The following is a 22324-nucleotide window of genomic DNA, read 5'->3' on the forward strand; positions in this document are numbered from 1 at the left end:
CTTGTGTAGAAAATGATCTATATTATCATATGAGTGCAGTTTGAAAGTTAAATCATTTAAATTTTTAATTTCTTGAAATTTTTATAATTAGGAGAAGAAGCATATGAATAAAAAAGTGATTCGCAGCTGGTTAATGTACGACTGGGCAAATTCGGCTTTTGCTACGGTAATAATGGCTGCCATTCTTCCAGTATTTTATTATGATGTTGCAGCAAAGGGATCGGAATCAATTGCAAGTTCTTTATGGGGGTATTCGCAAGCAATCGCCGTTTTATTTGTAGCTTTATTATCTCCTATACTAGGTGCGATAGCCGATTATTCTGGGAATAAAAGTAAATTTTTACGTTTCTTTGCTTATTTAGGGATTATTGCTAGTATTTTCTTATGTTTTGTGGACGAAGGAGATTATCAGTTAGCATCAATTTTAATGATTCTAGGCACTATTGGATATGCTGGTGGCAATGTCTTTTATGATGCATTGCTACCTGAGATTGCATCAAAAAAAGAAATGGATTTTATTTCTGCCAAGGGCTTTGCTTATGGATATATCGGTGGAGGGCTTTTATTAGCTATTAATTTACTGATGATAATGAAACCCCAACTATTTAATATCCCTAATCCCCTGATGGCCATTCAAATTTCTTTTATTATGGTTGGGATTTGGTGGTTTATATTTTCAATTCCTATCTTTCGTAACATTAAAGATAACGGAATGAAAGAGCAACAGAAGAATCGAACTTATATTAAGATTGGTGTTAGGCGATTGATTCAAACAATAAAAGAAATACATTGTTATAAGCAATTATTTATTTTTTTAATAGCATTTTGGCTATATAATGATGGAATTTCGACAATTATAAAAATGGCCACTATTTATGGCAGGGATATTGGTATTGATAGTACGGATTTAATTAAAGCCTTATTAATCACACAATTTGTGGGCGTTCCATTTACATTTCTATTTGGGTGGTTGGCAAATAAAATTAAACCCAAGAAAGCATTATATATATCCCTATGGACTTATGTAGGTATTGTTTTATTAGGGTTTTTTATGCAAAGTGCACTGCATTTTTATTTATTAGCCATTACCGTGGGGATAGTCCAGGGAGGAGCTCAAGCCTTGAGCCGTTCTATATTTGGATCAATGGTTCCGGAGAACCGTCGTGCAGAATTCTTCGGATTATATGGTGTATCTGCAAAGTTTTCAGCGATTATAGGTCCTTTAATATTTGCTTTGGTCGGGCAATTAACTGGATCTAGTCGGTTTGGAATTGTCTCCTTAGTGTTTTTCTTTTTAGCAGGAATCTATTTATTGACGAAGGTAAATATTGAAAAAGGTCAAAATGATGCAAACATATAGTAATGTTGTTTTATGATAAGGGCTTTCAACTAAAAATGACGAAAGCCCATTAAATTTTATATTAGCCGATCATAGATATTAGTAAGTTCATAAGTCCTCTGATCATCTTGTTCGTTTTGTGCATACTGAATCTCATCGGGTAAAACATTATTTAAATACATCATTTCGTTTTCGTCTAAATCGTCTATGAAGGCATTTTCATCTTTATAATCCTTGTTCGATATTTTCTCATATATAATATGACATGTTTCACTTTCGGATAAATGGTTAGATAATATTTCTCGAAGATATGCAAGAGTTTTTTCCATGATCATACACCCCTTCTGTTTTCTAACGTTAGCGTAACCTAATGAAATAATTTAATTCTTCTAAATTTAAGCCAAGTCTCCAAGTTTTGGGTCTTGGCTTTTTCTGTACCTTTAAAGAAAGGATTGTATGGATGAAATGATGGTTAGAAACTCAAACTATAAAGGCATAGAAAGGGGGGAGTGAATCGTGACGAATCGTAATCCTAAATTTGAAAGTAAAAACCAAGGATCGCCTGAAATGGGTAATTCAGATGTATTGCATGGAGCAGGTATGGTTAGTGGGGACAATAACAAAGGGACTGAATACCGGTCAAAAAAAGGTAGTAAATCAAAATTGCATCATCATGATCGATAAGCAGAAAAAAGAAAGAAGAAAAGCAAACCGCTTTCTTCTTTCTTTTTAGTAAGATTTGTATTTATTGTTCAGTTTAATCCTTCAAATAGTAATACTCTTGCTGGAGCAGCATCAACACCGGTTACCTTTATAGGTGCTGCTACCATAAAGTAGTCTCCTGCAGCTATTTCCTTTAATTGTAGTCCCTCAATAACGATAATCTGATTTTGAAACAATGTTTGATGTGTCGGGTGGCCAGGCTGTGCACGTTCAATGCCTAATGAATCAATGCCAACACCGCGAATTTGTTTATCTGCAAGGTATTTCGCTCCTGTTTCCTCCACGTAAATAAATTCAAAATTAAATTGATTATCATATGAATTTTTTGTTTTTAGAAGGACGAAATCATCTTGCTTGATATCAAATACTTCAAGATCTTCTTTTGTAACCTTTTCCGAAACATGTGTTAAGTCCAAAACTTTACATGGTCTTACAAGATCTGTAAGTGAAAGTGTTTCAATGGTGGCCCCATTATTAAGCATATGAAGAGGGGCATCTACATGAGTACCTGTATGTAAATCAAGGCATAGCCGTGATTCAGTTACATGACCGTTTGTAACTGTATTTATTTCAGGCTGTTTTTCTGGTTTATTTTTATAAACAGGCATTCCTTCATAAATGGGTGCAGTAATATCATGGACTTTCAAATAAACACAACCTTTCAACGATTTTCCTAGTATTAATTATTATAATTTAACTCATGTATTAATGGCCACCATTTATTGCCATCCCTGTTAAGAAGACTATCAGATTCTTCAGGTCCTATTGATCCTGCACGGTAAGAATATAAATTATGATCGTCTTTATTCCAAACTTTTGATATTGGATCAACAAACGCCCAAGATAAGGCAACTTCATCCCAATGAGTAAAATTCGTTGCATCACCTTGAATACAATCATATAACAAACGTTCATATGCTTCAGGTGTATTGATACCACTAATACAATTTTGGCAGTAATCTAAAGCTATCGGTGCAACTTTATCATCTTCTTCACCAGGTTGTTTTGCATTTAATTGAAGTGTCATTCCTTCATCTGGTTGAATATGGATCGTTAAAATGTTTGGGAGGTCATTAGTAGTTGAATTGGCGTAAAGATTTACTGGTAAATCTTTAAATTCAACAATTATTCTGGTAGCTTTTTTTCTCATTCTTTTACCAGTGCGTATGTAAAAAGGAACGCCAGCCCACCGAAAGTTATCTATCATTATTTTACCAGCGACAAACGTTTCCGTCGTGGAATTTAGACTAACGTTTTCCTCTTGTTTATAGCCAATAACAGGTTGCGCACCAACTTCTCCTTCACAATATTGTGCTCTTACAAAATAGTGATTAACCTCATCCTCGGAAATAGGACGTATGGATCGTAGCGCTCTAATTTTTTCACTTCTAATTTCGTCTGGTGTCAATCGAATAGGTGGTTCCATAGCAATTAATGCTACCATTTGTAATATATGATTTTGTACCATGTCTTTAAGTGCGCCTGATTTTTCATAATATCCAGCACGGTCTTCAACTCCGACAGTTTCACTAGAGGTAATTTGAATATTAGATATATATTGATTATTCCACAACGGCTCAAAAATACGGTTTGCAAATCGAATCACTTCAATATTTTGTACCATTTCTTTACCTAAATAATGATCTATCCTATAAATTTCATGTTCATGAAAAGAGTGACGGATTTGATTATTGAGCTCTTCTGCAGAAGATAAGTTATGACCAAAAGGTTTCTCGATGACAAGCCGTTTCCATCCTGCAGTTTCTTTTAAACCTTCTGCTTTAATGGAGGAAGAGACTGTACCAAATAAGTCCGGGGCAATTGCTAAATAAAAAAGACGATTACCTCCAGTATTATAAGTTGTTTCCACTTCATCCACTACGGTTTTTAGTTCTTTATATTTTGCTCGGTCGTTTATATCGACAGCATGATAATAAAAATGGCTTAGAAATTTTTCAAGCTCACCGCTCACGGCTGATTTAACAGAGGTCTCAATCGATTCTTTTACTTTCGCTCTATACTCCTCATGCGTATAATCACGTCTAGCTGTTCCTACCACAGCAAAATTATTTTTTAGTTTCCCTTTTTTAAATAAATTATATATTGAAGGATATAATTTTCTATTTGCTAAGTCTCCCGTCGCTCCAAAAAGAATAATGGTTGTTCTGGTTTCTTGCTGCATTATTTTATTCGCTCCTTTAAGTCATTTGGTCATTTTTTTATGCTTAGGTATATTATACCCAGTTAATGAGTGCACCATTTGTTTATCAATAATTACTTTGAATAACCAAAAGTAAGTATATTATTTACTTATTTGGGGAGTTTGTCCATTAAAAACAATATTAGTATGAAACTTAATAAAAAAGTGCAAACTATCGAAAAAGGAGTTGATTAACATGCATGAAAAAGTACTAGCGTGGAAGTCTGAGTTAGAAACAGAAAGAGCAACGCTTTTAGATTTACAAGGAAGCGGTGACTTTACAGAAGAACATGCTGGACGATTAAATAATATTGAATCAATGTTAGATCAAATTGTAGTTAATCAACACTTTTGGTAAAGTTATAAGTACTAAGGCTCCCGTTAAGATAGCGGGAGCCTTAGTATTATTATAATTATTTATCATAACGTTGACGAGCTGTATGTTCTGAAGCATTAAACTGCTTACTGGTTGTAACTTCAGCAAATTCATTGCCAAACTCTTCCGCAAGTATATTTTTAGGGACCGAACTTTTTTTAGCACTAGGATTACTTGTATGTTGTTTCTTGGACATATTTCTTTACCTCCAATTGATAATAATTGGACCTTAAGAGGTCAATTACTATCATCACCAAAACAAAATAATCTATGATGGTATAAGGTGGAAATATTTTAGCTATAGAAATGTACATATAAAAAAACAACAGAACAAAGTCTGTTGTTACTTATATAAGGAACATGGCGAAAATAGTTGTGACAACTAAACCAATTATAACAGGCAGTAGGTTCCTTCTTGCCAGTTCAAATGGATCAACCCCACAGATGGCGGCAGCCGGAATTAGTGCCCATGGTACAAGTGTACCACCACCCACCCAGATAGCTGCAATTTGACCTAGTGCTGTTAAAGTTGCTGCGCCTGCCCCTATTGCGGTAGCAAACAACTGAGCTAATGAACCAGCTAATGAAATTCCTGAAAAACCAGAACCATCTAACCCGGTAATCGCACCTACTGTTGTTAGTGTAATGGCTGCAATTTGTTCATTTAGTGGTACCACATTTGCTAAAGCAATACCTAAATCATTAACAATACCTTGTGATTGGGAAGGTAGAAAGTCGCCAATTATTTTGCCAAAACCAGAATCGCCTAAATAGAAAAATGCTGCAATTGGAATAACAGGACCAAACACTTTAAATCCGAATTGAAATCCTTCAATTAAATATGAGGTTGTTTCTTCGAAGCCTTTGTTTTTGTGTGCAAGTATACTGATAAGAATTAAAATGAAAATTGCAGTACCACCCACGAGTGCGGTAGCATCTCCACCTTGTAGATTTAATATCGACATTGCTGCAACGTCGAGTAAGAATAATATTGGGATTAGGAAAGATAGAAGTTTTTTAATTCCTGGGGATAATAATGCTTTTAACTGTTCTTTTTCTTTTTTAGATATATGTTGGTCTAGCGTACTTTCACCTAGTGCTGTATCTTCAGCTTTGAGCAAGCCTTTTTTCATATCCCTTTTTAAGAAAATAAAGGCCATAACGGTTGTAACAACACCCATTATGATGACGAGCGGTATACTAGCCTCAATAACTTCTCCTACAGGGATACCTGCTGCGTCAGCAGTTAGTTTTGGGGCCCCTTGGATAATAAAGTCACCAGATAGAGCAATACCGTGGCCGAATAAGTTCATAGCCATGGCAACGCCTAAAGCAGGTAAGCCAACACGAATAGCAACTGGCAGTAGAACTGCACCTAATAAAGCGACCGCTGGAGACGGCCAGAAAAACCAGGAAATTACCATCATTAAAATTCCGATGGTCCAATAAGCTAATGCTGGAGTTCGAATTAATTTTGTAAACGGTGAAATCATAACATCATTTATACCCGTTCTTGTTAGTGCCTTACTCATGGACACTATAATTGAAATGACCAGAATGGTGCCCAGTAGTTCTGTTATTGCGAAAATGAAACTGTTGAATATACTACTTATGGAAGCGCTTAATGATTGGGTTGCTGTAAATCCTAAAACAAAAATGCCGACTATACAAATAAGAGTAGTATCTCTGCGCATGACCATAAAACCGATTATTAATAAAATAAAGGCAACGTATATCCAATGAAGAGCTGTTAACTCAATAATCATCATCTTCCCTCCTAATAAAGGTTATATACCTTAAAATGTAATATAGGATATGTAGGGAAAATTAAGGAGTTACATGTATTGGAAAATATTTTTAGCCAAAACAATGGATTATCATAGGAGGAACTATTATGCTCTTTAAAAGAAACATAATGACAACCGAAAGAGATGATATGATAGAAATTACAGATGAAATAAAGAATATAGTAAATAGTCAGTCTGTAAAGAATGGGGTGGTATATATTTACTGTCCTCATACTACCGCAGGCATTACAATTAATGAAAATGCAGACCCTGATGTTGTTCATGATATGTTAATGGTTTTAGATGAAGTATATCCATGGAATCATAAAAAGTATCTCCACGCAGAAGGAAACTCCGCCTCACATCTGAAGGCATCTACCATAGGTTCTTCTCAAGTAATCGTGATCGAAAATGGCAACTTAATTCTCGGAACGTGGCAAGGTGTCTATTTTTGTGAGTTCGATGGTCCGAGATCTCGATCATATTTCGTGAAAATAATGAAAGACTAAACTAGCTTTTTACAATATAAGTCATACATACTTTAATCGATAATGTACATAATTTAGAGTGAATCCATTGTTGAGGGGTGAATTGTTATGGGGCACGAAAAAGATTACGATAGACGTGAGGTAGACGGAACTGATGAGCTTCTCGATCTGCTAGAAAGTTCGTATGAAATAGAAAACGAGTTAATGCGTACGTATTTAATTGCAGCGGAACGGATTCATGAAAATGAAGAACTAAAGCTTCGTTTGCGGAATTTTGCAGAAGGTAATGCAAAACGAACTCGGCAGCTTTTAGATGAAATAGATGAGCTCCAATAAACATTAACTTATAAAGAACATTAAAATAATACCCTATTCAATAGAGTAGGGTTTATTTGCATTTAAGAGGTCATTGTACAAGCGAAAATAGTGCAGACAGAGTCTGCACTATTTTGACGCTTTCACCCTTAAACCCTTAACGTGGTCCTTTGACAAAATGACTTTTAGCATTTTTAGGTTCAGAGCTACGCTTTCTCCCATGCTTTTTTTGCTTTTTAACAACTTGATCTTCTTCTTTAACATCAGTTACAAATTCTTCGGCTATCTCAGTTTCAGGGGTTTTAAGATGTCTAGCTTGTTTTTGTTGTGCCTCATGATGACCTGCCGATGTTTTAGTTCTAGCCATGGCTATCCCTCCTACTTTGTCTTTTTAGCTTTTTTTAGTTGATTTATCTGTGTAGCTGCCTGATGCGTACCGCCACCTAATTCATTTCCTAACTCAAGATTTGTCATGTCTTTTCCTTGAACCTTTTTCGTTTTGTTATTTCTCCTTGCCATAAGCACACTCCTTTTGAGGAATATCACCGTTAGTATGTGAAGATGAGAAGAAAAATATTTTAAGAAGAAATAAAAAAACCCCGACTACCGTCTAACAGGTTTACTTCAGAGGTGCAAACATTGTAAAACACATAGGAAAGCGCACTTGAATTCACTTTATAATTCACAGTGCGTTTTTTATTGATTTATAAACATGTTGGCGAATTTTAATAACTTATCGTCTCCTAATTCACATAGTAAATCACAGGGTATGAAATAAATATTGGAGGGTGCTTGATTTTGAGATTTAGTATGTAGATTATAATTGAGTAACCAGAGTTATTAATAATAAGCGGAGATTTTTCGGTTAAACAGCAGGATAGAGCTTGGTTTGGGGTATATAAGCGGAGATTTTCCGATTAAGCAAAGCAAAGGTACCCATTTTTACGTTTTTCGAGTAAATAGGCGGAATCTTTCCGTCTATTTAAGCTATTTTCAGTGCTATTTCCTAATTAAGCGAAATTTCTCCGCTTATATATCAAACTCGCTTTGGCATCTAATGAAATTGGACAACTTACGGGTTGTTTCGGGAAAAAATGAAAATTAAAAAGGGCTTAGAGATATTGCATCTCTAAGCCTTTTTACTGTGAAGTTTATGTGATTAGCTATTTGATTCAGTCTGCGATTTACCGTTTTACACCTCACAAGTAAACCCGTTAAAAATGGAGGGGAATAGTCATTTAGATAGATTCAACATTTTTTTCAAATTTGCTAATTCATTGTTTTGAGCTTGAGGATCTAGTCTGAATCGATTATCTAAAAGATTTTCTAGTCGTTCTTGTTTTTCATCAGTTGGAATGGGAAGATTTTTAATTATTTTCCGGCAGCGCGTTAAAAACTCCGTATATACCTCCCAGGATTCATCAAATTGTAATTCCATTTGTTTTTTTATTTTTTTCGTCAGTTTGGGACTAGCACCATTTGTTGAGATGGCAACTTGAAGATGGCCACGACGAAGTGTTGCTGGAAAAAGAACATTTCCTTCTTCTTGTTCATCAACCACACATAGAAGTTGATTGGGAAGAACATTTTCCGCTAAACTTTGATTCGTTGACCGGTCATTGGTCGCTAAAATCACCAAAAAAGCATCTAAAAAATCGTCACATTCCGCCTTGCGTTCAATCAAACGAAACCCTAGATTTCGTGAAAGCTCCTCGACCTCTTCACAGAACTCTGGTGCGATAAAGGTGATTTGGGCTTGTTCCTGAGCAAGTGCCCTAGCCTTCCTTGCTGCAATCTTGCCACCACCAGCAATTATCACTGTTTTCCCTGAAAAGTTAATGAATAATGGTTGAATGTCCAACACCTCACAAACGTAGCATTTAGGTGCCTGTCACTTGTCGAATTCGACAAGTGACAGGCACCACATGGGACAGAGGACAGAGGATAGAGGGATAGGTCAATTGTAGCAAAAAACAACAGGACAATGTGCATAATCCCTATGAAGCCCTTAGTCTCTTAGTTCATATGCTTTATCTATAAAACAAGTAATTTTTTCAAGATCATCTACCCAATCTAATCGAATAAATACCTCATGAACTTTCTCTGTCATTTGATTTTCATTTCTACTATATTTTTCACCCTAGATATGGTCTACATCTATTTGCATTTCGATCCCGAGTTTTTCTTCCCTCTTTCCTAAGTGCAAGATTAACATCGCTACTCCACGAATCACAGCCAATGTAGCAAATTTATTTGTATTACTTCCATCATTTCTAATTTTTTTATACCCTATTGTGAATACTTTGTCAGCATAGTGTCTAGCCACTTCATATTTATTAGATATATATGTATCTATAACCAGACCTTTAAATTCTTCCTTTTTAAATGCATCTTGTAAACTCTTACTAGTAGGCATCTTTTAGCAACTCCTTTGGTGTAATCTAGTTGAAAAAATTTGCCTGGCCAACAGAATATTAATGCTTTACTTGACCGGGGGTCAGGCAACTTAGCCAATAATAATCACTATTTTCCCTGTTAAGTTAATGAATAATGGTTGAACGTCAAACACTACCCAAACGTCATCTATCAAATCGTAATTTTTCGATTTCAACTTCACTAAGCTTGGTAATTTTTGCAATTAAGGCTATATTCAAACCTTCCTCAAGCATTTTTAAGGCAATTTCTTGTTTTTCTTCAAGTTTTCCCTTTTGTTTGCCTTCTTTTATTCCCTCTATTATTCCTTCTTCTTTTCCTTTTCTTCTCTCACCCTCAAGATTACTCAATAGATCACGTAACTCTTTTGCTTTCGCGTCATACAGTGTACGATTTTCTTTATTTGCACTTAAAGTTTCCCATTCAATGAGCGCTTCCCTAACCCGCTCCTTGTCCATCGCCCATTCCTCCAGTTCTAATAATAAATCACTATTTGTTTTTTTCTTTCGATAGTCAGATGCTGTAAGCATAATTAACCACGGTAATTCAGTATTTTTTTCCTGATTTTTCATTTGCCGACGATATTTCTTCCATTGTACCATGAAAGTGCTTAAATCAAACACATGGAATTCGAGATATTCCGACCACAGAAAATGGTCTGTATCTTCTTTAATATGAAATATTGTGTGGAATAGATCTGTTTCTGATGGGAAAAGCGGATAATTTAGGATAGAGATCATGATTGTGGGTTTTAACATTGTATAGGGCTGTCCCGAGTGGATGGAAGAGGAGTATGTTTTAGCCCAATAATATAGAATACGCTCTGGCATATCATGTTGATTTACAACTTGAATCTCAACATTAATTCTTTCACCTACTGCGGTTAGAACTAAAAAATCAAGGCGTGCTGATTTACCATCTACCATATCTTTTATGATTTCATTATTCTCAAAAGTTAAATCAGTAATCTTGGATCCATTAGTTCTTCCTAATAAATCATTTAAAAATGCAATTGTAATATGTTTCCGACTTGGCTGACCAAATAATTGCTTAAACATAAAATCAAGTTTTAAATCAAGATACTCTTTTGTCATGGGAATCTTCCTTTCGAGGAATTAATTAATGATTTGAAGAGTAAAAATAGAAGGAATTTATTAAAGAAGATTGATAGGTGTAGCTGTAATGAGTTTTTATGATGCTGGAAAATAGTTAATCATCTTTTCCTAACAACCTTATATTTCGACAAAAACAGTTGTTATCCTTTAGAAAATCAATGCTATTTAAATATTTTTCTGAAAAACACTTGAATAACGAAAAAAGAACTATCGAAAAACAATTTACCCTCACAATTTTTCTCTTGTGAGGGTCTCATACAATTAATCTTTAGTTTTGGGGTTGTTCTTATTTTCTTAAGGTACTAACTTAACTGTTCCCTTATCTCCCACAACATTTTTTATACTTCTTCCCACTTCCACAAGGGCATGGCTCATTTCTTCCTACCTTTACAACCTTTTGGGTTTCATTACTGTTAAGCTTAGATGGCAACGGTAGTAAATGTTCTCTCCCCTGTGCACTTAACTCTGTTGATGTATGACCTTTGAGAAACCATTCCCTAGTGTTATTCATTAGATGAATAGCTTTATCCATTAAAGCTTGGACAGTTTCCATACTTTCAAACTCAAATCTATTACTTAAAAACTGAAAAACATGATTAGGACTCTCACCAATTCTAGTAGCATAGACGCACTCTTCAACAATACTATCCGCTTCCATAATATTAATTTCAAAATGGTTTGTTAGGAAATTGACTAATTGTGTATAGCTTTGATTCCTTTCAACGAATCCTGGTTCACCCGCTGTGAGAAGCTGTTGTTTTGTAAAAGGATAGAATGGTACATTTCCTCTCACTTTATGTTCCTGTTTCACTCTTTTCGGATCAAATACCCTTCTATTAGAGAAACCATCTTCATCTATGTAAATTTCCTTACGATAAGTATTGGCATCTTGTATGACATTAACGCATTCTATGAAATCTATCTTTTCTTTTGTATATTTTTCTAACATATTAACTAATTGCGATCCACTTAGTGTTCCATAATAATACAATAGGCCGCATGTAAGTTTGATCCACTCTGTATTTCTTTTTACTGTCGCCCTTTCTATTCCATTATTTTCCATAGCTATAATTGGCTCAATCAGTTCTACAGGTACAGCTAATATTTGTTTTCCTTCATATGTCCCTGTATAAATTAAACCAGTAGCACGAAAATATTCGATTTGCTCAGGTTCAACATTGGATGCAGCGAATATCCCGCCATTATCGGCTATATTGGTTAGCAGTGTAAAACGTTCCTGATCCCAGAGAAGATAAATTTGCTCAAGGTACATTGGTATTCTTTCTTGCAACAATGCAATTAGCTCAGCTTTTTTCAAACTACTTGCATTTTTTATATTTAAACTTTTTCTTATTTCATCCAGTTCATATTTCGTAAATTTACTTAGTCCTTCATGCAGCGTAAAAGGAACTTTTATTTCACTCCAGTACTTTTTATTCCGTTTTTCCTCTTGCTCTCTTGAAAAATCTTTTAAACCTTCTAAAGCGCGTTTCAAACTTTTTTCTAATTCTTTATTTGCTGTGTTGCTCAATATATACACCTACCCTCAATAAATCATTATAAATGATAAAGTGCCACAGGGACAGGTTCACTGGCACAGATTATGTATTTTAACATTGAATGCGGCTATCTTAGAGTTGATGTAAGAGGAGTATGATTTAACCTAAGAAACGTGAGGAGGTTGTATTGTGGATAGGTCCACTGGCACATTGTTAACGGGCCTCAGGACCTGTCCCCGCGGCATACAAAAGTAACAAAACATCAATCCTCACATATAATATCCTGTATTGGTAATGAAAGGGTGAATCACTTGAAAACTGGAAACCCTAATTTTTATATTTACAATTTTAAAATCAATTACATCACTGGAAATGCTTCGATTAACTTTGGCCAAATTAGTAACGAAAGATTTTTATTTAATTCTAATGATCAAGGCTCCCACTTAACTATTGGTGATTCCTCTCCAACTACTTCCTCTATTCAAAATAAATTTTTAGGATTTGATAAGGATAATCCGAGTTCTAAAAATACTAACACAGATAGGCCATATTAAGGAGGTTGGAACGTGGCTGGCGCTTTCTTTTTTAATACACAAGGTGTAAAAATCAACAATATATCGGGAAATGCGTCTATTAACTCTGGTGAAGCTAATCTTAGCGGTAATGGAATTGACCAAAAAAATATAGGGATTGCATTCTCGATTGGAGACTTTTCACCTGTGTTTAATCAACAAATTAACAGATATGTTGACCCTGACTTCAGTGACTTCAACGAAGGGGCAAGTCCATCAAACGCTCAACAAATCTAATTTAAGCGGATTCTTCTGGAATCCGTGCGCTATACATAACAAACGGTACGTAATTCATTGTCCAATGGAATCAACTCTCCCCTATGTCTCTCAATGCTCTAATGATTCACCTCTACCTCAATTACTACAATCCATGTATAAGAGCTATAGAAACCGAAAAACCTATGTTTGCATCGTTTTTATTTTTATTCAACTAACTATGGTGTTTATGGAGGAAGGTAATGATGGAAAATGTATTTGATTATGAAGATATTCAATTGATTCCGGCTAAAAGTGTGGTTAAAAGCCGATCTGAATGTGATACGACTGTCACCTTTGGGAACCATTCCTTTAAGTTGCCTGTGGTACCCGCAAATATGCAGACCATTATAGACGAGAAAATTGCCATTTTCTTAGCAGAAAATGGTTATTTCTATATTATGCATCGTTTTGAACCTGAGAAAAGACTAGACTTTATTAAAGATATGCAATCACGTGGGTTATACGCATCCATTAGTGTAGGAGTAAAAGAAGAAGAGTATAAGTTTATTCAACAATTATCATATGAACAGATTGCGCCAGAATACATTACGATTGATATCGCACATGGTCATTCAAATGCTGTTATAGAGATGATTCAGCATATTAAGAAATACATACCGCAGAGTTTTGTGATTGCAGGAAATGTTGGAACTCCAGAAGCTGTAAGAGAACTCGAGAATGCTGGTGCTGATGCAACGAAAGTAGGCATTGGTCCCGGCAAAGTATGTATTACGAAGATAAAGACCGGATTTGGAACTGGAGGCTGGCAATTAGCCGCATTACGTTGGTGTGCCAAAGCAGCAAGTAAGCCGATTATTGCTGATGGAGGCATTCGTACTCACGGTGATATTGCAAAATCCATTCGATTTGGTGCAACGATGGTAATGATAGGTTCTCTATTTGCAGGACATGAAGAATCTCCTGGAGAAACTTGCGAGAAAGATGGTAAACGCTATAAAGAATATTTTGGATCAGCCTCAGAATTTCAAAAAGGTGAAAAGAAAAATGTAGAAGGCAAGAGAATGTTAGTGGAGCACAAAGGTTCCTTAAATGATACTTTAATTGAAATGGAGCAAGATCTTCAATCCTCCATTTCTTATGCAGGCGGAAACAAATTAGATGCAATCCGTCACGTCGATTATGTCATCGTTAAAAATTCAATCTTTAACGGAGATCGAGTATATTAGTGGTCCATAGGGACAGGTCCGTTGACCTGGTCTAAAAAGCCAGGTCTACATTGATTTTTTAATAGTATTTATTTCGTCTTCTGTTAAGTTCGTTGCCTTAGAAATAATCTCGATACTAGCATTTAACTCCAATAGATTTTTAACAAACTCTATAGTTCTTTGTTTTTCACCTTCTGCTTTTCCTTCCGCTTTTCCCTCAACTCTTCCTTCTTCTTGCCCTAACTTTTTGTAATACCTTGCAAACGATGTATCGTCTAATGAAAGTCCCATGGTTAAATTCTCCTTTTCGATTAAAGGTTTCAACTGTTGAACCAATGCCACATTTTTATCTTCCGGTAACTTCAGGATATTACTGTTTGTCGGACTAACGAACCTCTCTCCGTGTAGTACGTTGTTAGTATACTGGTATCACACCAATATAAGGGTAAAATTGATGAGAGTTCTTTTAGATAACAAATAAGAAGATGCAACGTGAATATATTCAGAGACTGTTAATATTTATAGATCATCAATGTACCTGTCATCCAGCACATGATGATAGCCATTAGTAACTTTAACTTCGCAATTGTCGTATCTCTTCCTCACTTAACTCTGTAATTTTCACAATAAATGAAATATCTAAACTTTCCTCAAGCATTTTAAGGGCTATTTTTCGTTGTCCTTCTTTCAATCCTTCTTTGATTCCTTCCTTTTTCCCTTCTCTTCTCTCACCTTCAAGATTACTCAAAAGATCCCGCAGTTCTTTTGCCTTTGTTTCGTAAAGTATACGGTTTTCCTTGTTTGCACTTAGTGTTTCCCATTCAATGAGCGCTTCTCGTACCTGTTCCTTATCCATCGCCCATTCCTCCAATTCAGATAATAACTCTTCATTTATCTTTTTCTTACGATAGTCAGACGCTAATAGCATCATCAACCATGGTAATTCATTATTTTTTTCTTCTAGTTTCTTGATTTGCCGTCGATATTTTCTCCATTGTACCATGAATGTACTTAAATCAAATACATGGAATTCAAGATAATCAGACCATAGAAAGTGGTCTGTATCTTCTTTTATATGAAAAGTAGTATGGAATAAGTCTGTTTCGGAAGGAAAAAGCGGATAATTTAGGATGGCGATCATGATGGTAGGCTTTAACATCGTGTAGGGCTGTCCAGAGTGGATAGAGGAAGAGTAGGTTTTAGCCCAGTAATATAGAATACGTTCTGGCATGTCATGCTGATTCACAACCTGAACCTCAACATTAATTCTTTCACCCGCTGCAGTTAAAACTAAAAAATCAAGTCGGACAGATTTTCCATCTTCCGTGTCCTTAACAATTCCAGTATTTTCAAATGTTAAATCCGTAATCTTTGAATCATCGTTTCTTCCTAGTAAGTCATTTAAAAATGCAATGGTAATATGCTTCCGGTTGGGTTGTCCAAACAATTGTTTAAACATAAAATCAAGCTTTAAATCAAGATATTCTCTTGTCAATGGAGATCTTCCTTTCGAGGATATGGTATTAATTTGAAAATTAGATGAGATAAATGTTAGAAGGTTGGCTGATGAGATGTTAAGAATTAGTAAGCTTTTGCATTACCATGCTGCTTTGTTGAAGTGATATAATTAAAAAAAACTTAAAAAATGGAGGATTATACCATGTTTAAAAGTGGTAGTGTGACAATTGTAGTAGATGACTTAAAAAAGGAAGAACAATTTTACGTGGAAACTCTGGGATTAAAGGTTCAATTTCAAGTAGAAGGGCATTTGGTTCAGATTGCAGCACCGGGGCTGACTATTGGGCTGGTACGTCCTCGTGAAGGACAAGAATCTCATCCGGCAAAATCAGGAAACGTTCATATTGGATTGGAAGTACAAGAAATAGAGCAAGCAATCGAATTGCTCAAATCCCGTAGTGTTGAATTCCAGCCTATCATGGAAGAAGAAGCTACCAGAATCGCATACTTTAGTGATCCTGAAGGTAATCCCCTTTACTTAATTGAGCTAAAGTCCCGACCATAGGACCAGAGGGACAGGTCCGTTGACCTGGTCTAAAAAGCCAGGTCCTACATTGATTTTCTAATAGCATTTACTTCAGTTTCAGTTAAGTTCGTTGCCTTACAAATAGCTTCAATGCTAATATTTAAGTTCAATAAATTCCTAACAATCTCTATAGTTCTTTGTTTTTCTCCTTCTGCTTTTCCTTCAGCCTTTCCCTCGGCTTTTCCTTCTGCTTTTCCTTCAGCTTTTCCTTCGGCTCTTCCTTCTTCTTGCCCTAACTTTTTGTAATACTTTGCAAACGACGTATCATCAAATGATAAACCCACAGCTAAGTCCTCCTTTTCAATTAAAGGTTTCAGTTGTTGAACTATGGCTAAATCTTTATCCTCTGGTAATTTCATAATATGATCAATAAATATCAATAATTTCTGGAGAGATAAACGTTCTTTCTTCTTATCAGTTATTTTACCTTCTAAGAGGATTCTCATCAATTTTAGCTTATATTGAAATACTATATTTTCATTTTTCTTGGATTTTATGAGATATAAACCAGCTAATACTGCCAAAGCAAAGGGATTGTTTGATTGAAGTAGATCCGATTCGGATTGAGAGGCAATTCGATACGTGTCATATTGATAAGTGAGCCTAGTGTTAAAAAAATTATAATTATATTCATTCAGATTATAGCTTGAATCCTTGTCGGTAAACAAGGCAAGGGCATATATCTTCTGATCATACATATCCATGATTCGATAAAAATATTGAAACATCCGTTTGGGAAATAATGCTTTGTATCCTCCCTGGACTTCTACATGAACAAACACCCACTGTTCTTTACCCGTTTTTAGATGTAATTTTACCAATTTGTCAGCAACACGCTTATTACTTTCTGATTCTGGAAGAATAGTATGTAGTTCTTGCTCGAGGAATTGTGGCGGAATAGAAAAATCAACTTGTTCATACAAATCTGGTGAAAAAAACAAAAAAAATTCTTCAAACAGCTCTGTTATAACATCTTTCCATAATTGATCATAATCTGCAGTACTCACATAGATCAAACCACCTTTCTAGATTTTTCATTATCATTTATCTTTATAATTCGACATTAGTTAATCATAACCTCCTATCATCGTTGATAAAAAATTAGTTTATTAAATACAAGGATCCAACCCGGAAACTTACACATTTTCTTATACTTTAATCCCTTAACAAAGTTAAACTTTCTTAAGTGCAAAAAAAAGGACTCTAATCTAGAGTCCTTTTAATACTTATGCTTTATTTACGTTTGTAGCTTGAAGTCCACGTTGACCTTGTTCAGTGTCAAAAGTAACTTTTTGGCCTTCGTCTAATGATTTAAATCCTTCGCCTTGGATAGCTGAGAAATGTACGAATACATCTTCTCCACCTTCAATTTCAATAAATCCGAAACCTTTTTCTGCGTTAAACCATTTTACTGTACCTTGTTGCATGCTTGTTTCCTCCTGGGTGGATATATTCCACATTTTATTACTATAGTTGCTCAATTAGATATCAAAGGCGAAAAGTTTAAATACTTACTCTTTCCTTACAGACTCGAACAAAAATAATTCTTTCTTATCATAACAAATAAAACTCATAATAGCAAATACTATTTCTTTAAAATTATTTCAGAGCTACAAATTAATGCAAGTTTGCTAGTTCTGTTTCATTTTCCCCCCTCAACTTAAAAAATATAATCCTGTGGACCATAGGGACAGGTCCGTTGACCTGGTCTAAAAAGCCAAGTCCTACATTCCTTTTGTTTATTGCATTTACTTCGTCTTCTGTTAAGCTCGTTGCCATACAAATAACTAAGATATGGTCTCAGATGATAATCGTTCAATTGTTCTTCCACTAACTCTCCCTTTAAGAATATCTTTCACAATCTTTTTTTGCTATGTCCAATCCGGCCATTGCCGCCTATTTCACATATCTTATTTGGGTTTTGGAAAGCATAAAACAAAAGGAAGGATTGTTTTCTTGTTTCAAAACCTTAACGAAAGTGCATTCAAAAGTACCTTCTCTATATATACTTCACCAATACCTAAAAAGAATCTAAAAATAACAAAATCGGAGGTATTTTCCTTTGGGGATTTTTAGGAAAACAAAAACAACAAACACTTTAACCGCTGCGGAAACATCCGCACTATGGTTTCAGTATCAGGGCGATAGTATGGCAATATGTGTGTACAAATAATTAAAGGCTGTTTTCTAAAAGAGTGTTGCTTTTGAAGAAAGGAATATATTGACATCAGATAGAATAGTATGTTAAGTAGTCTATTCAAAGGAGTGATTTGTGTAATGGCTTATGTTTCTACCTTACTCATAATTGCTGTAATCGGATATATTTGTTACAGAATGTTTAAAAGAAAATCAATACCTTCTAATAGATATACACCATTCGATGAAATAACAATGAGTAATAAAAATGATGTAAATCAAGATGCACCAATACAGGATACAAAACATCACATCCAATACGAAGAGAGAACAGATAACGATAAGACCGTTTAATTAGCGGTCTTTTTTACGTTCTCCTTATCATTTCAACTATCAAAAAACATGATTTTGGGCACGCTGAAATAAGTGGACCAGAGGGACAGGTCCGTTGACCTGGTCTAAAAACCCAGGTCCTACATTGATTTTTTAATTGCATTTACTTCAGTTTCAGTTAAGTTCGTTGCCTTACAAATAGCCTCAATGCTAATATTTAACTCCAATAAATTCCTAACAATCTCTATAGTTCTTTGTTTTTCTCCTTCTGCTTTTCCCTCGGCTTTTCCTTCAGCTCTTCCTTCTTCTTGCCCTAACTTTTTGTAATACTTTGCAAACGATGTATCATCTAATGAAAGTCCCATGGTTAAAATTCTCCTTTTCGATTAAGGGTTTCAACTGTTGAACCAATGCCACATTTTTATCTTCCGGTAACTTCAGGATTTGATCTATAAATATTAACAGTCTTTGAATATATTCACGTTGCATCTTTTTATTTGTTATTTTACCTTCTAAGAGGATTCTCATCAATTTTAACTTATATTGGAACGCACTATTTTCATCTTTTTTACTTTTTATGAGATATAAACCAGCTAATACGGCCAAAGCAAAGGGATTGTTTGATTGAAGTAGATCCGATTCGGATTGAGAGGCAATTCGATACGTGTCATATTGATAAGTGAGCCTAGTGTTAAGCAAATTATAATTATATTCATTCAGGTTATAGGTTCTTAGTGCGCCAATTCTATACTCTACTGGGGGCAAGAACCGGAATTCTAAATAAGCTCTTCCCTTACCAGATAGGGAAATTGCTACCATAATATTCGAAACAATGAAAGACCGAAAGTTTAGCAATACATTGTTCTACAGCCCTTATTAATCCCTTGAAAAAACACGTATCTTTAAAATAAAAAGCACCTCTAAATAGAGATGCTGAGATAACCAATTCCTTTTAATATAAAATCTAAAGAATCCTCCACTGATGTTTAACTAATTAATAAAGTTTCGATAATCATCAGTCGTATGAGTTATATAAAGCGTTTCATATTATACTAGACGATTCAGTAGTATCTAATATGGAGTTTCCGAAAAAAATGGGATGTAATATTGCTCCTCACTCAACATGATGAAGGCGAATCCTGCCTGTAGAGCCCAATTCATCATACATTCCATTTCCCCTTGAATCAAAAAGTGCGCAGCCGGTGTATATTTTGCACCCGTAAATAAACTTAACTTTTATTTCTTAAGTTTTCAATTTCTCTTTCACTAAGTTTTGTCATTTTGGAAATAATCGCTATATCAAAACCTTCATAAAGCATGGTAAGTGCAATGTCACGTTTTTCTTCAAGTTTCCCTTCATTTTTTCCTACTCTCCTCTCTCCTTCCAGATTACTTAAAAGGTCCCGTAGTTCTTTTGCCCTTGCTTCGTAAAGCACACGATTTTCCTTGTTAGCACTCAATGTTTCCCATTCAATGAGCGCTTCTCTTACCTGTTCTTTGTCCATCGCCCATTCCTCCAATTCAGATAGTAGCTCAGCATTTGTCTTTTTCTTTCGATAATCAGACGCTGAAAGCATCATCAACCATGGTAACTCGTTACTTTTTTCTTGACGATTTTTCATTTGCCGTCGATATTTTCTCCATTGTACCATGAAAGTACTTAGGTAAAGTGAAACTTCCATCAGTGGGTTTTTTCATCCCACTGATGGATAGTCCCTAAAAGGATGACCTAAAGGCCCTTGAACCAATCGGGGTTTTATAGGCTGTTTATCCCCACCTATCCTTTCTCTTTATTTATTAATGTCCTTGAGGTGGGGATAGTACAGCCTGTTAAACCGGGATCAAATACATGGAATTCGAGATAATCAGACCATTGAAAATGATCGGTTTCTTCTTTTATATGAAATACAGTATGAAATAAGTCTGTTTCAGAAGGAAATAGCGGATAATTTAGGATGGTGATCATAATGGTAGGCTTTAACATTGTGTAGGGCTGTCCGGAGTGGATGGAAGATGTGTAAGTTTTAGCCCAATAATAGAGAATACGTTCTGGCATATCATGGTGATTCACTACCTGAACCTCAACATTAATTCTCTCACCGGCGGCTGTCAAAACTAGAAAATCAAGGCGTATAGATTTTCCATCTTCCGTGTCCTTAACAATTTCAGTATTTTCAAACGTTAAATCCGTAATCTTTGAATCTTCATTTCTTCCTAGTAAGTCATTTAAAAATGCAATTGTAATATGCTTGCGGTTGGCCTGTCCACACAATTGTTTAAACATAAAATCGAGTTTTAAATCAAGATATTCTGTTGTCAAGTGAATCTTCCTTTCGAGGATACGGATTTGATTTGAAGAATAGATAAAATAATTAAAAGAAGGTTGGCCGGTGCGATTATAAAGATCTAAGGGGGACAACGACGGATATAATCCAGGAAAAAAATTAGCTTCTTCCTAAATTTATATTGTCCTTTAGGAAAAGGAGGTATCCAAATAATTCTCTTCAAAAAGGTTCCCCGGTCAGGCACCAAAGACATGCTATTATATCAAAAGCTCCTTTTACTCCTAGGGTCTCTTGTAATCTGTTAGACTGATAACTCACGCTCTTTAATATGTTGTAATTGAACAATTTGTATGGATTCATCTTCAACTTTTATGCTTACAAGCATATGATCCATTTTCTGTTTTACCTTAATATATTTGAATCCACTATGAAAGGTATTTAAATCTAAAAACACTTCATCTTCCATTAATTCAAACTTATGTACTCCATTACGATCCAGATCCTTAAAGAAAGAAAACAATTTTTCTTTCATAGACTGCGTTAGATTCAAGGTTTCAAATTGTTCTATTACTTCACTAGAAAAAGAGAGAGTTGGTACATCAATAAACTTTATGGGCAAAATAACCACTCCTCTTAGGAATATTAATACAGACTAAGCATCACCTTCCCATGTAATATTAATAAACAGTATATCATAGTTTATCCTTTAAAAAAATCTATAAAATAAGCATTTACTACAAACCCCTGGTCTCGCCCACTATCACTTTTGGAGAATTGGTAATCGAATCCTTCTTCATTACCTTCAAAAAATTATCTACATGCTAAAACCCTACAGAAGCTATATCTGTAGTTCATTGGATTACTATTACTAAGATCAAAAATTAGTCTACCCAAATAGAAAGATCAATCCCGAATTAATTTGTTCCTTTAAACAGCTTTGAATTTCTCGATGCTCACTTTTAACAAAGGATGACTAAAATTTGAATATTAAAAGCAGGTAAGTTGTTTTGTACCTGTTTGCTTTTCTATTTATATGAATTGTGAAGAAATACAAACAATAAACATGAGTTGCTATTATTTTTCATTCAGACATTTTCTGTTAAACCATGACCAGATCCCAAATGGGCCAGATTGAATCTGATCTAGCCTTCTCAACAATAATTCGTTATTTCTTCTAAGCTTTCTATGTCCGTTAGAGTACCCTGGATTAGCTAATGGTAAATTAGGGCTCCTTTTCTTTAACTCATTCATTTCT

28 protein-coding genes and 1 pseudogene are annotated in these 22324 nt (G+C 35.0%); 9 read left to right on the forward strand and 20 right to left on the reverse strand.

Annotated elements, in window-relative coordinates:
• Nucleotides 1–103 precede the first annotated feature (103 nt).
• Nucleotides 104–1360, forward strand: a complete 1257-nt coding sequence (locus C1724_RS06090; protein ID WP_102345817.1) for an MFS transporter — start codon at nt 104–106, stop codon at nt 1358–1360.
• Nucleotides 1361–1416: 56 nt separating this feature from the next.
• Here the strand turns inward: C1724_RS06090 and C1724_RS06095 are convergent, their stop codons facing one another.
• Nucleotides 1417–1668 (reverse strand): sporulation protein, encoded by a 252-nt coding sequence (locus C1724_RS06095; RefSeq protein WP_102345818.1) that lies wholly within the window; start codon nt 1666–1668, stop codon nt 1417–1419.
• Nucleotides 1669–1855: 187 nt separating this feature from the next.
• On the opposite strand from C1724_RS06095, the gene C1724_RS06100 reads away from it, so the two are divergent.
• Nucleotides 1856–2023 carry an imidazoleglycerol-phosphate dehydratase gene (locus tag C1724_RS06100; RefSeq protein WP_102345819.1) on the forward strand — a complete coding sequence of 56 codons (168 nt, stop codon included), beginning with the start codon at nt 1856–1858 and terminating at the stop codon, nt 2021–2023.
• A 68-nt stretch (nt 2024–2091) separates the two neighbouring features.
• Here the strand turns inward: C1724_RS06100 and C1724_RS06105 are convergent, their stop codons facing one another.
• Complete coding sequence (locus C1724_RS06105) at nt 2092–2709, reverse strand: cyclase family protein (protein ID WP_102345820.1); 618 nt, start codon at nt 2707–2709, stop codon at nt 2092–2094.
• A gap of 32 nt (nt 2710–2741) precedes the next feature.
• Nucleotides 2742–4244, reverse strand: coding sequence for a glucose-6-phosphate dehydrogenase (zwf, locus tag C1724_RS06110; protein ID WP_102345821.1), 1503 nt, complete (start codon nt 4242–4244; stop codon nt 2742–2744).
• A 214-nt stretch (nt 4245–4458) separates the two neighbouring features.
• Between zwf and C1724_RS25460 the strand changes: the two genes are divergently transcribed.
• Entirely contained in the window at nt 4459–4620 is a 162-nt protein-coding gene (locus tag C1724_RS25460; protein ID WP_180994134.1) for a hypothetical protein, read from the forward strand.
• A 55-nt stretch (nt 4621–4675) separates the two neighbouring features.
• Here C1724_RS25460 and C1724_RS25465 read toward each other — a convergent pair whose 3' ends face one another.
• Nucleotides 4676–4834, reverse strand: coding sequence for a hypothetical protein (locus tag C1724_RS25465; protein WP_180994135.1), 159 nt, complete (start codon nt 4832–4834; stop codon nt 4676–4678).
• A 151-nt stretch (nt 4835–4985) separates the two neighbouring features.
• Nucleotides 4986–6404 carry a hypothetical protein gene (locus C1724_RS06115; RefSeq protein ID WP_102345822.1) on the reverse strand — a complete coding sequence of 473 codons (1419 nt, stop codon included), beginning with the start codon at nt 6402–6404 and terminating at the stop codon, nt 4986–4988.
• 128 nt (nt 6405–6532) lie between these two features.
• Here C1724_RS06115 and C1724_RS06120 point away from each other — a divergent pair, with 128 nt between their 5' ends.
• Both C1724_RS06120 and C1724_RS06125 read left to right on the forward strand, forming a co-directional pair.
• Nucleotides 6533–6934 carry a secondary thiamine-phosphate synthase enzyme YjbQ gene (locus C1724_RS06120; protein WP_102345823.1) on the forward strand — a complete coding sequence of 134 codons (402 nt, stop codon included), beginning with the start codon at nt 6533–6535 and terminating at the stop codon, nt 6932–6934.
• An 87-nt stretch (nt 6935–7021) separates the two neighbouring features.
• Nucleotides 7022–7249, forward strand: coding sequence for a hypothetical protein (locus C1724_RS06125; RefSeq protein ID WP_102345824.1), 228 nt, complete (start codon nt 7022–7024; stop codon nt 7247–7249).
• Between the two features lie 136 nt (nt 7250–7385).
• Here the strand turns inward: C1724_RS06125 and C1724_RS06130 are convergent, their stop codons facing one another.
• From C1724_RS06130 to C1724_RS06150, 6 genes are all read right to left on the reverse strand, one after another.
• Nucleotides 7386–7595, reverse strand: a complete 210-nt coding sequence (locus tag C1724_RS06130; RefSeq protein WP_102345825.1) for a hypothetical protein — start codon at nt 7593–7595, stop codon at nt 7386–7388.
• An 11-nt stretch (nt 7596–7606) separates the two neighbouring features.
• Entirely contained in the window at nt 7607–7747 is a 141-nt protein-coding gene (locus C1724_RS25470; RefSeq protein WP_180994136.1) for a hypothetical protein, read from the reverse strand.
• Nucleotides 7748–8462: 715 nt separating this feature from the next.
• Nucleotides 8463–9089, reverse strand: coding sequence for a precorrin-2 dehydrogenase/sirohydrochlorin ferrochelatase family protein (locus tag C1724_RS06135; protein ID WP_258000286.1), 627 nt, complete (start codon nt 9087–9089; stop codon nt 8463–8465).
• Nucleotides 9090–9368: 279 nt separating this feature from the next.
• The gene (locus C1724_RS06140; RefSeq protein ID WP_102345826.1) at nt 9369–9644 is read right to left on the reverse strand and encodes a hypothetical protein; all 276 of its coding nucleotides are present in this window, start codon (nt 9642–9644) and stop codon (nt 9369–9371) included.
• Nucleotides 9645–9807: 163 nt separating this feature from the next.
• Complete coding sequence (locus C1724_RS06145; RefSeq protein WP_102345827.1) at nt 9808–10755, reverse strand: Rpn family recombination-promoting nuclease/putative transposase; 948 nt, start codon at nt 10753–10755, stop codon at nt 9808–9810.
• 340 nt (nt 10756–11095) lie between these two features.
• Nucleotides 11096–12307 carry an SEC-C metal-binding domain-containing protein gene (locus C1724_RS06150; protein ID WP_102345828.1) on the reverse strand — a complete coding sequence of 404 codons (1212 nt, stop codon included), beginning with the start codon at nt 12305–12307 and terminating at the stop codon, nt 11096–11098.
• Nucleotides 12308–12841: 534 nt separating this feature from the next.
• Between C1724_RS06150 and C1724_RS06160 the strand changes: the two genes are divergently transcribed.
• The gene (locus C1724_RS06160) at nt 12842–13084 is read left to right on the forward strand and encodes a spore germination protein (protein WP_102345830.1); all 243 of its coding nucleotides are present in this window, start codon (nt 12842–12844) and stop codon (nt 13082–13084) included.
• Between the two features lie 224 nt (nt 13085–13308).
• Complete coding sequence (gene guaC / locus C1724_RS06165; RefSeq protein ID WP_102345831.1) at nt 13309–14292, forward strand: GMP reductase; 984 nt, start codon at nt 13309–13311, stop codon at nt 14290–14292.
• 45 nt (nt 14293–14337) lie between these two features.
• On the opposite strand, the gene C1724_RS06170 is transcribed toward guaC, so the two are convergent.
• Together C1724_RS06170 and C1724_RS06175 are read right to left on the reverse strand one after the other, a co-directional pair.
• Nucleotides 14338–14613, reverse strand: a complete 276-nt coding sequence (locus C1724_RS06170) for a hypothetical protein (protein WP_180994137.1) — start codon at nt 14611–14613, stop codon at nt 14338–14340.
• Between the two features lie 232 nt (nt 14614–14845).
• Nucleotides 14846–15766: an Rpn family recombination-promoting nuclease/putative transposase gene (locus C1724_RS06175; protein ID WP_102345833.1), complete on the reverse strand. Its 921-nt coding sequence runs from the start codon at nt 15764–15766 to the stop codon at nt 14846–14848.
• Between the two features lie 165 nt (nt 15767–15931).
• On the opposite strand from C1724_RS06175, the gene C1724_RS06180 reads away from it, so the two are divergent.
• Nucleotides 15932–16294, forward strand: coding sequence for a VOC family protein (locus C1724_RS06180; protein ID WP_102345834.1), 363 nt, complete (start codon nt 15932–15934; stop codon nt 16292–16294).
• Nucleotides 16295–16338: 44 nt separating this feature from the next.
• On the opposite strand, the gene C1724_RS25475 is transcribed toward C1724_RS06180, so the two are convergent.
• Together C1724_RS25475 and C1724_RS06190 are read right to left on the reverse strand one after the other, a co-directional pair.
• On the reverse strand, nt 16339–17322 hold the full coding sequence (locus C1724_RS25475; protein WP_180994138.1) for a hypothetical protein: 984 nt from the start codon (nt 17320–17322) through the stop codon (nt 16339–16341).
• 219 nt (nt 17323–17541) lie between these two features.
• Nucleotides 17542–17742, reverse strand: a complete 201-nt coding sequence (locus C1724_RS06190; protein ID WP_064094055.1) for a cold-shock protein — start codon at nt 17740–17742, stop codon at nt 17542–17544.
• Nucleotides 17743–18592: 850 nt separating this feature from the next.
• On the opposite strand from C1724_RS06190, the gene C1724_RS06195 reads away from it, so the two are divergent.
• On the forward strand, nt 18593–18805 hold the full coding sequence (locus tag C1724_RS06195; RefSeq protein ID WP_180994139.1) for a DUF3951 domain-containing protein: 213 nt from the start codon (nt 18593–18595) through the stop codon (nt 18803–18805).
• Between the two features lie 119 nt (nt 18806–18924).
• On the opposite strand, the gene C1724_RS06200 is transcribed toward C1724_RS06195, so the two are convergent.
• The 5 genes and pseudogenes from C1724_RS06200 to C1724_RS25480 form a co-directional block, all read right to left on the reverse strand.
• Nucleotides 18925–19149 carry a hypothetical protein gene (locus tag C1724_RS06200; RefSeq protein ID WP_102345836.1) on the reverse strand — a complete coding sequence of 75 codons (225 nt, stop codon included), beginning with the start codon at nt 19147–19149 and terminating at the stop codon, nt 18925–18927.
• An 864-nt stretch (nt 19150–20013) separates the two neighbouring features.
• Nucleotides 20014–20406: a hypothetical protein gene (locus C1724_RS06210; RefSeq protein ID WP_102345838.1), complete on the reverse strand. Its 393-nt coding sequence runs from the start codon at nt 20404–20406 to the stop codon at nt 20014–20016.
• A 218-nt stretch (nt 20407–20624) separates the two neighbouring features.
• Nucleotides 20625–21104, reverse strand: a pseudogene (locus C1724_RS06215) (Rpn family recombination-promoting nuclease/putative transposase); the annotation flags it as partial.
• 266 nt (nt 21105–21370) lie between these two features.
• Nucleotides 21371–21688 (reverse strand): hypothetical protein, encoded by a 318-nt coding sequence (locus C1724_RS06220; protein WP_102345840.1) that lies wholly within the window; start codon nt 21686–21688, stop codon nt 21371–21373.
• A gap of 455 nt (nt 21689–22143) precedes the next feature.
• Nucleotides 22144–22320 (reverse strand): hypothetical protein, encoded by a 177-nt coding sequence (locus tag C1724_RS25480; RefSeq protein WP_180994140.1) that lies wholly within the window; start codon nt 22318–22320, stop codon nt 22144–22146.
• Between the last annotated feature and the right edge of the window lie 4 nt (nt 22321–22324).

Source organism: Bacillus sp. Marseille-P3661 (assembly GCF_900240995.1).
Taxonomy (GTDB): domain Bacteria; phylum Bacillota; class Bacilli; order Bacillales; family Bacillaceae_J; genus OESV01.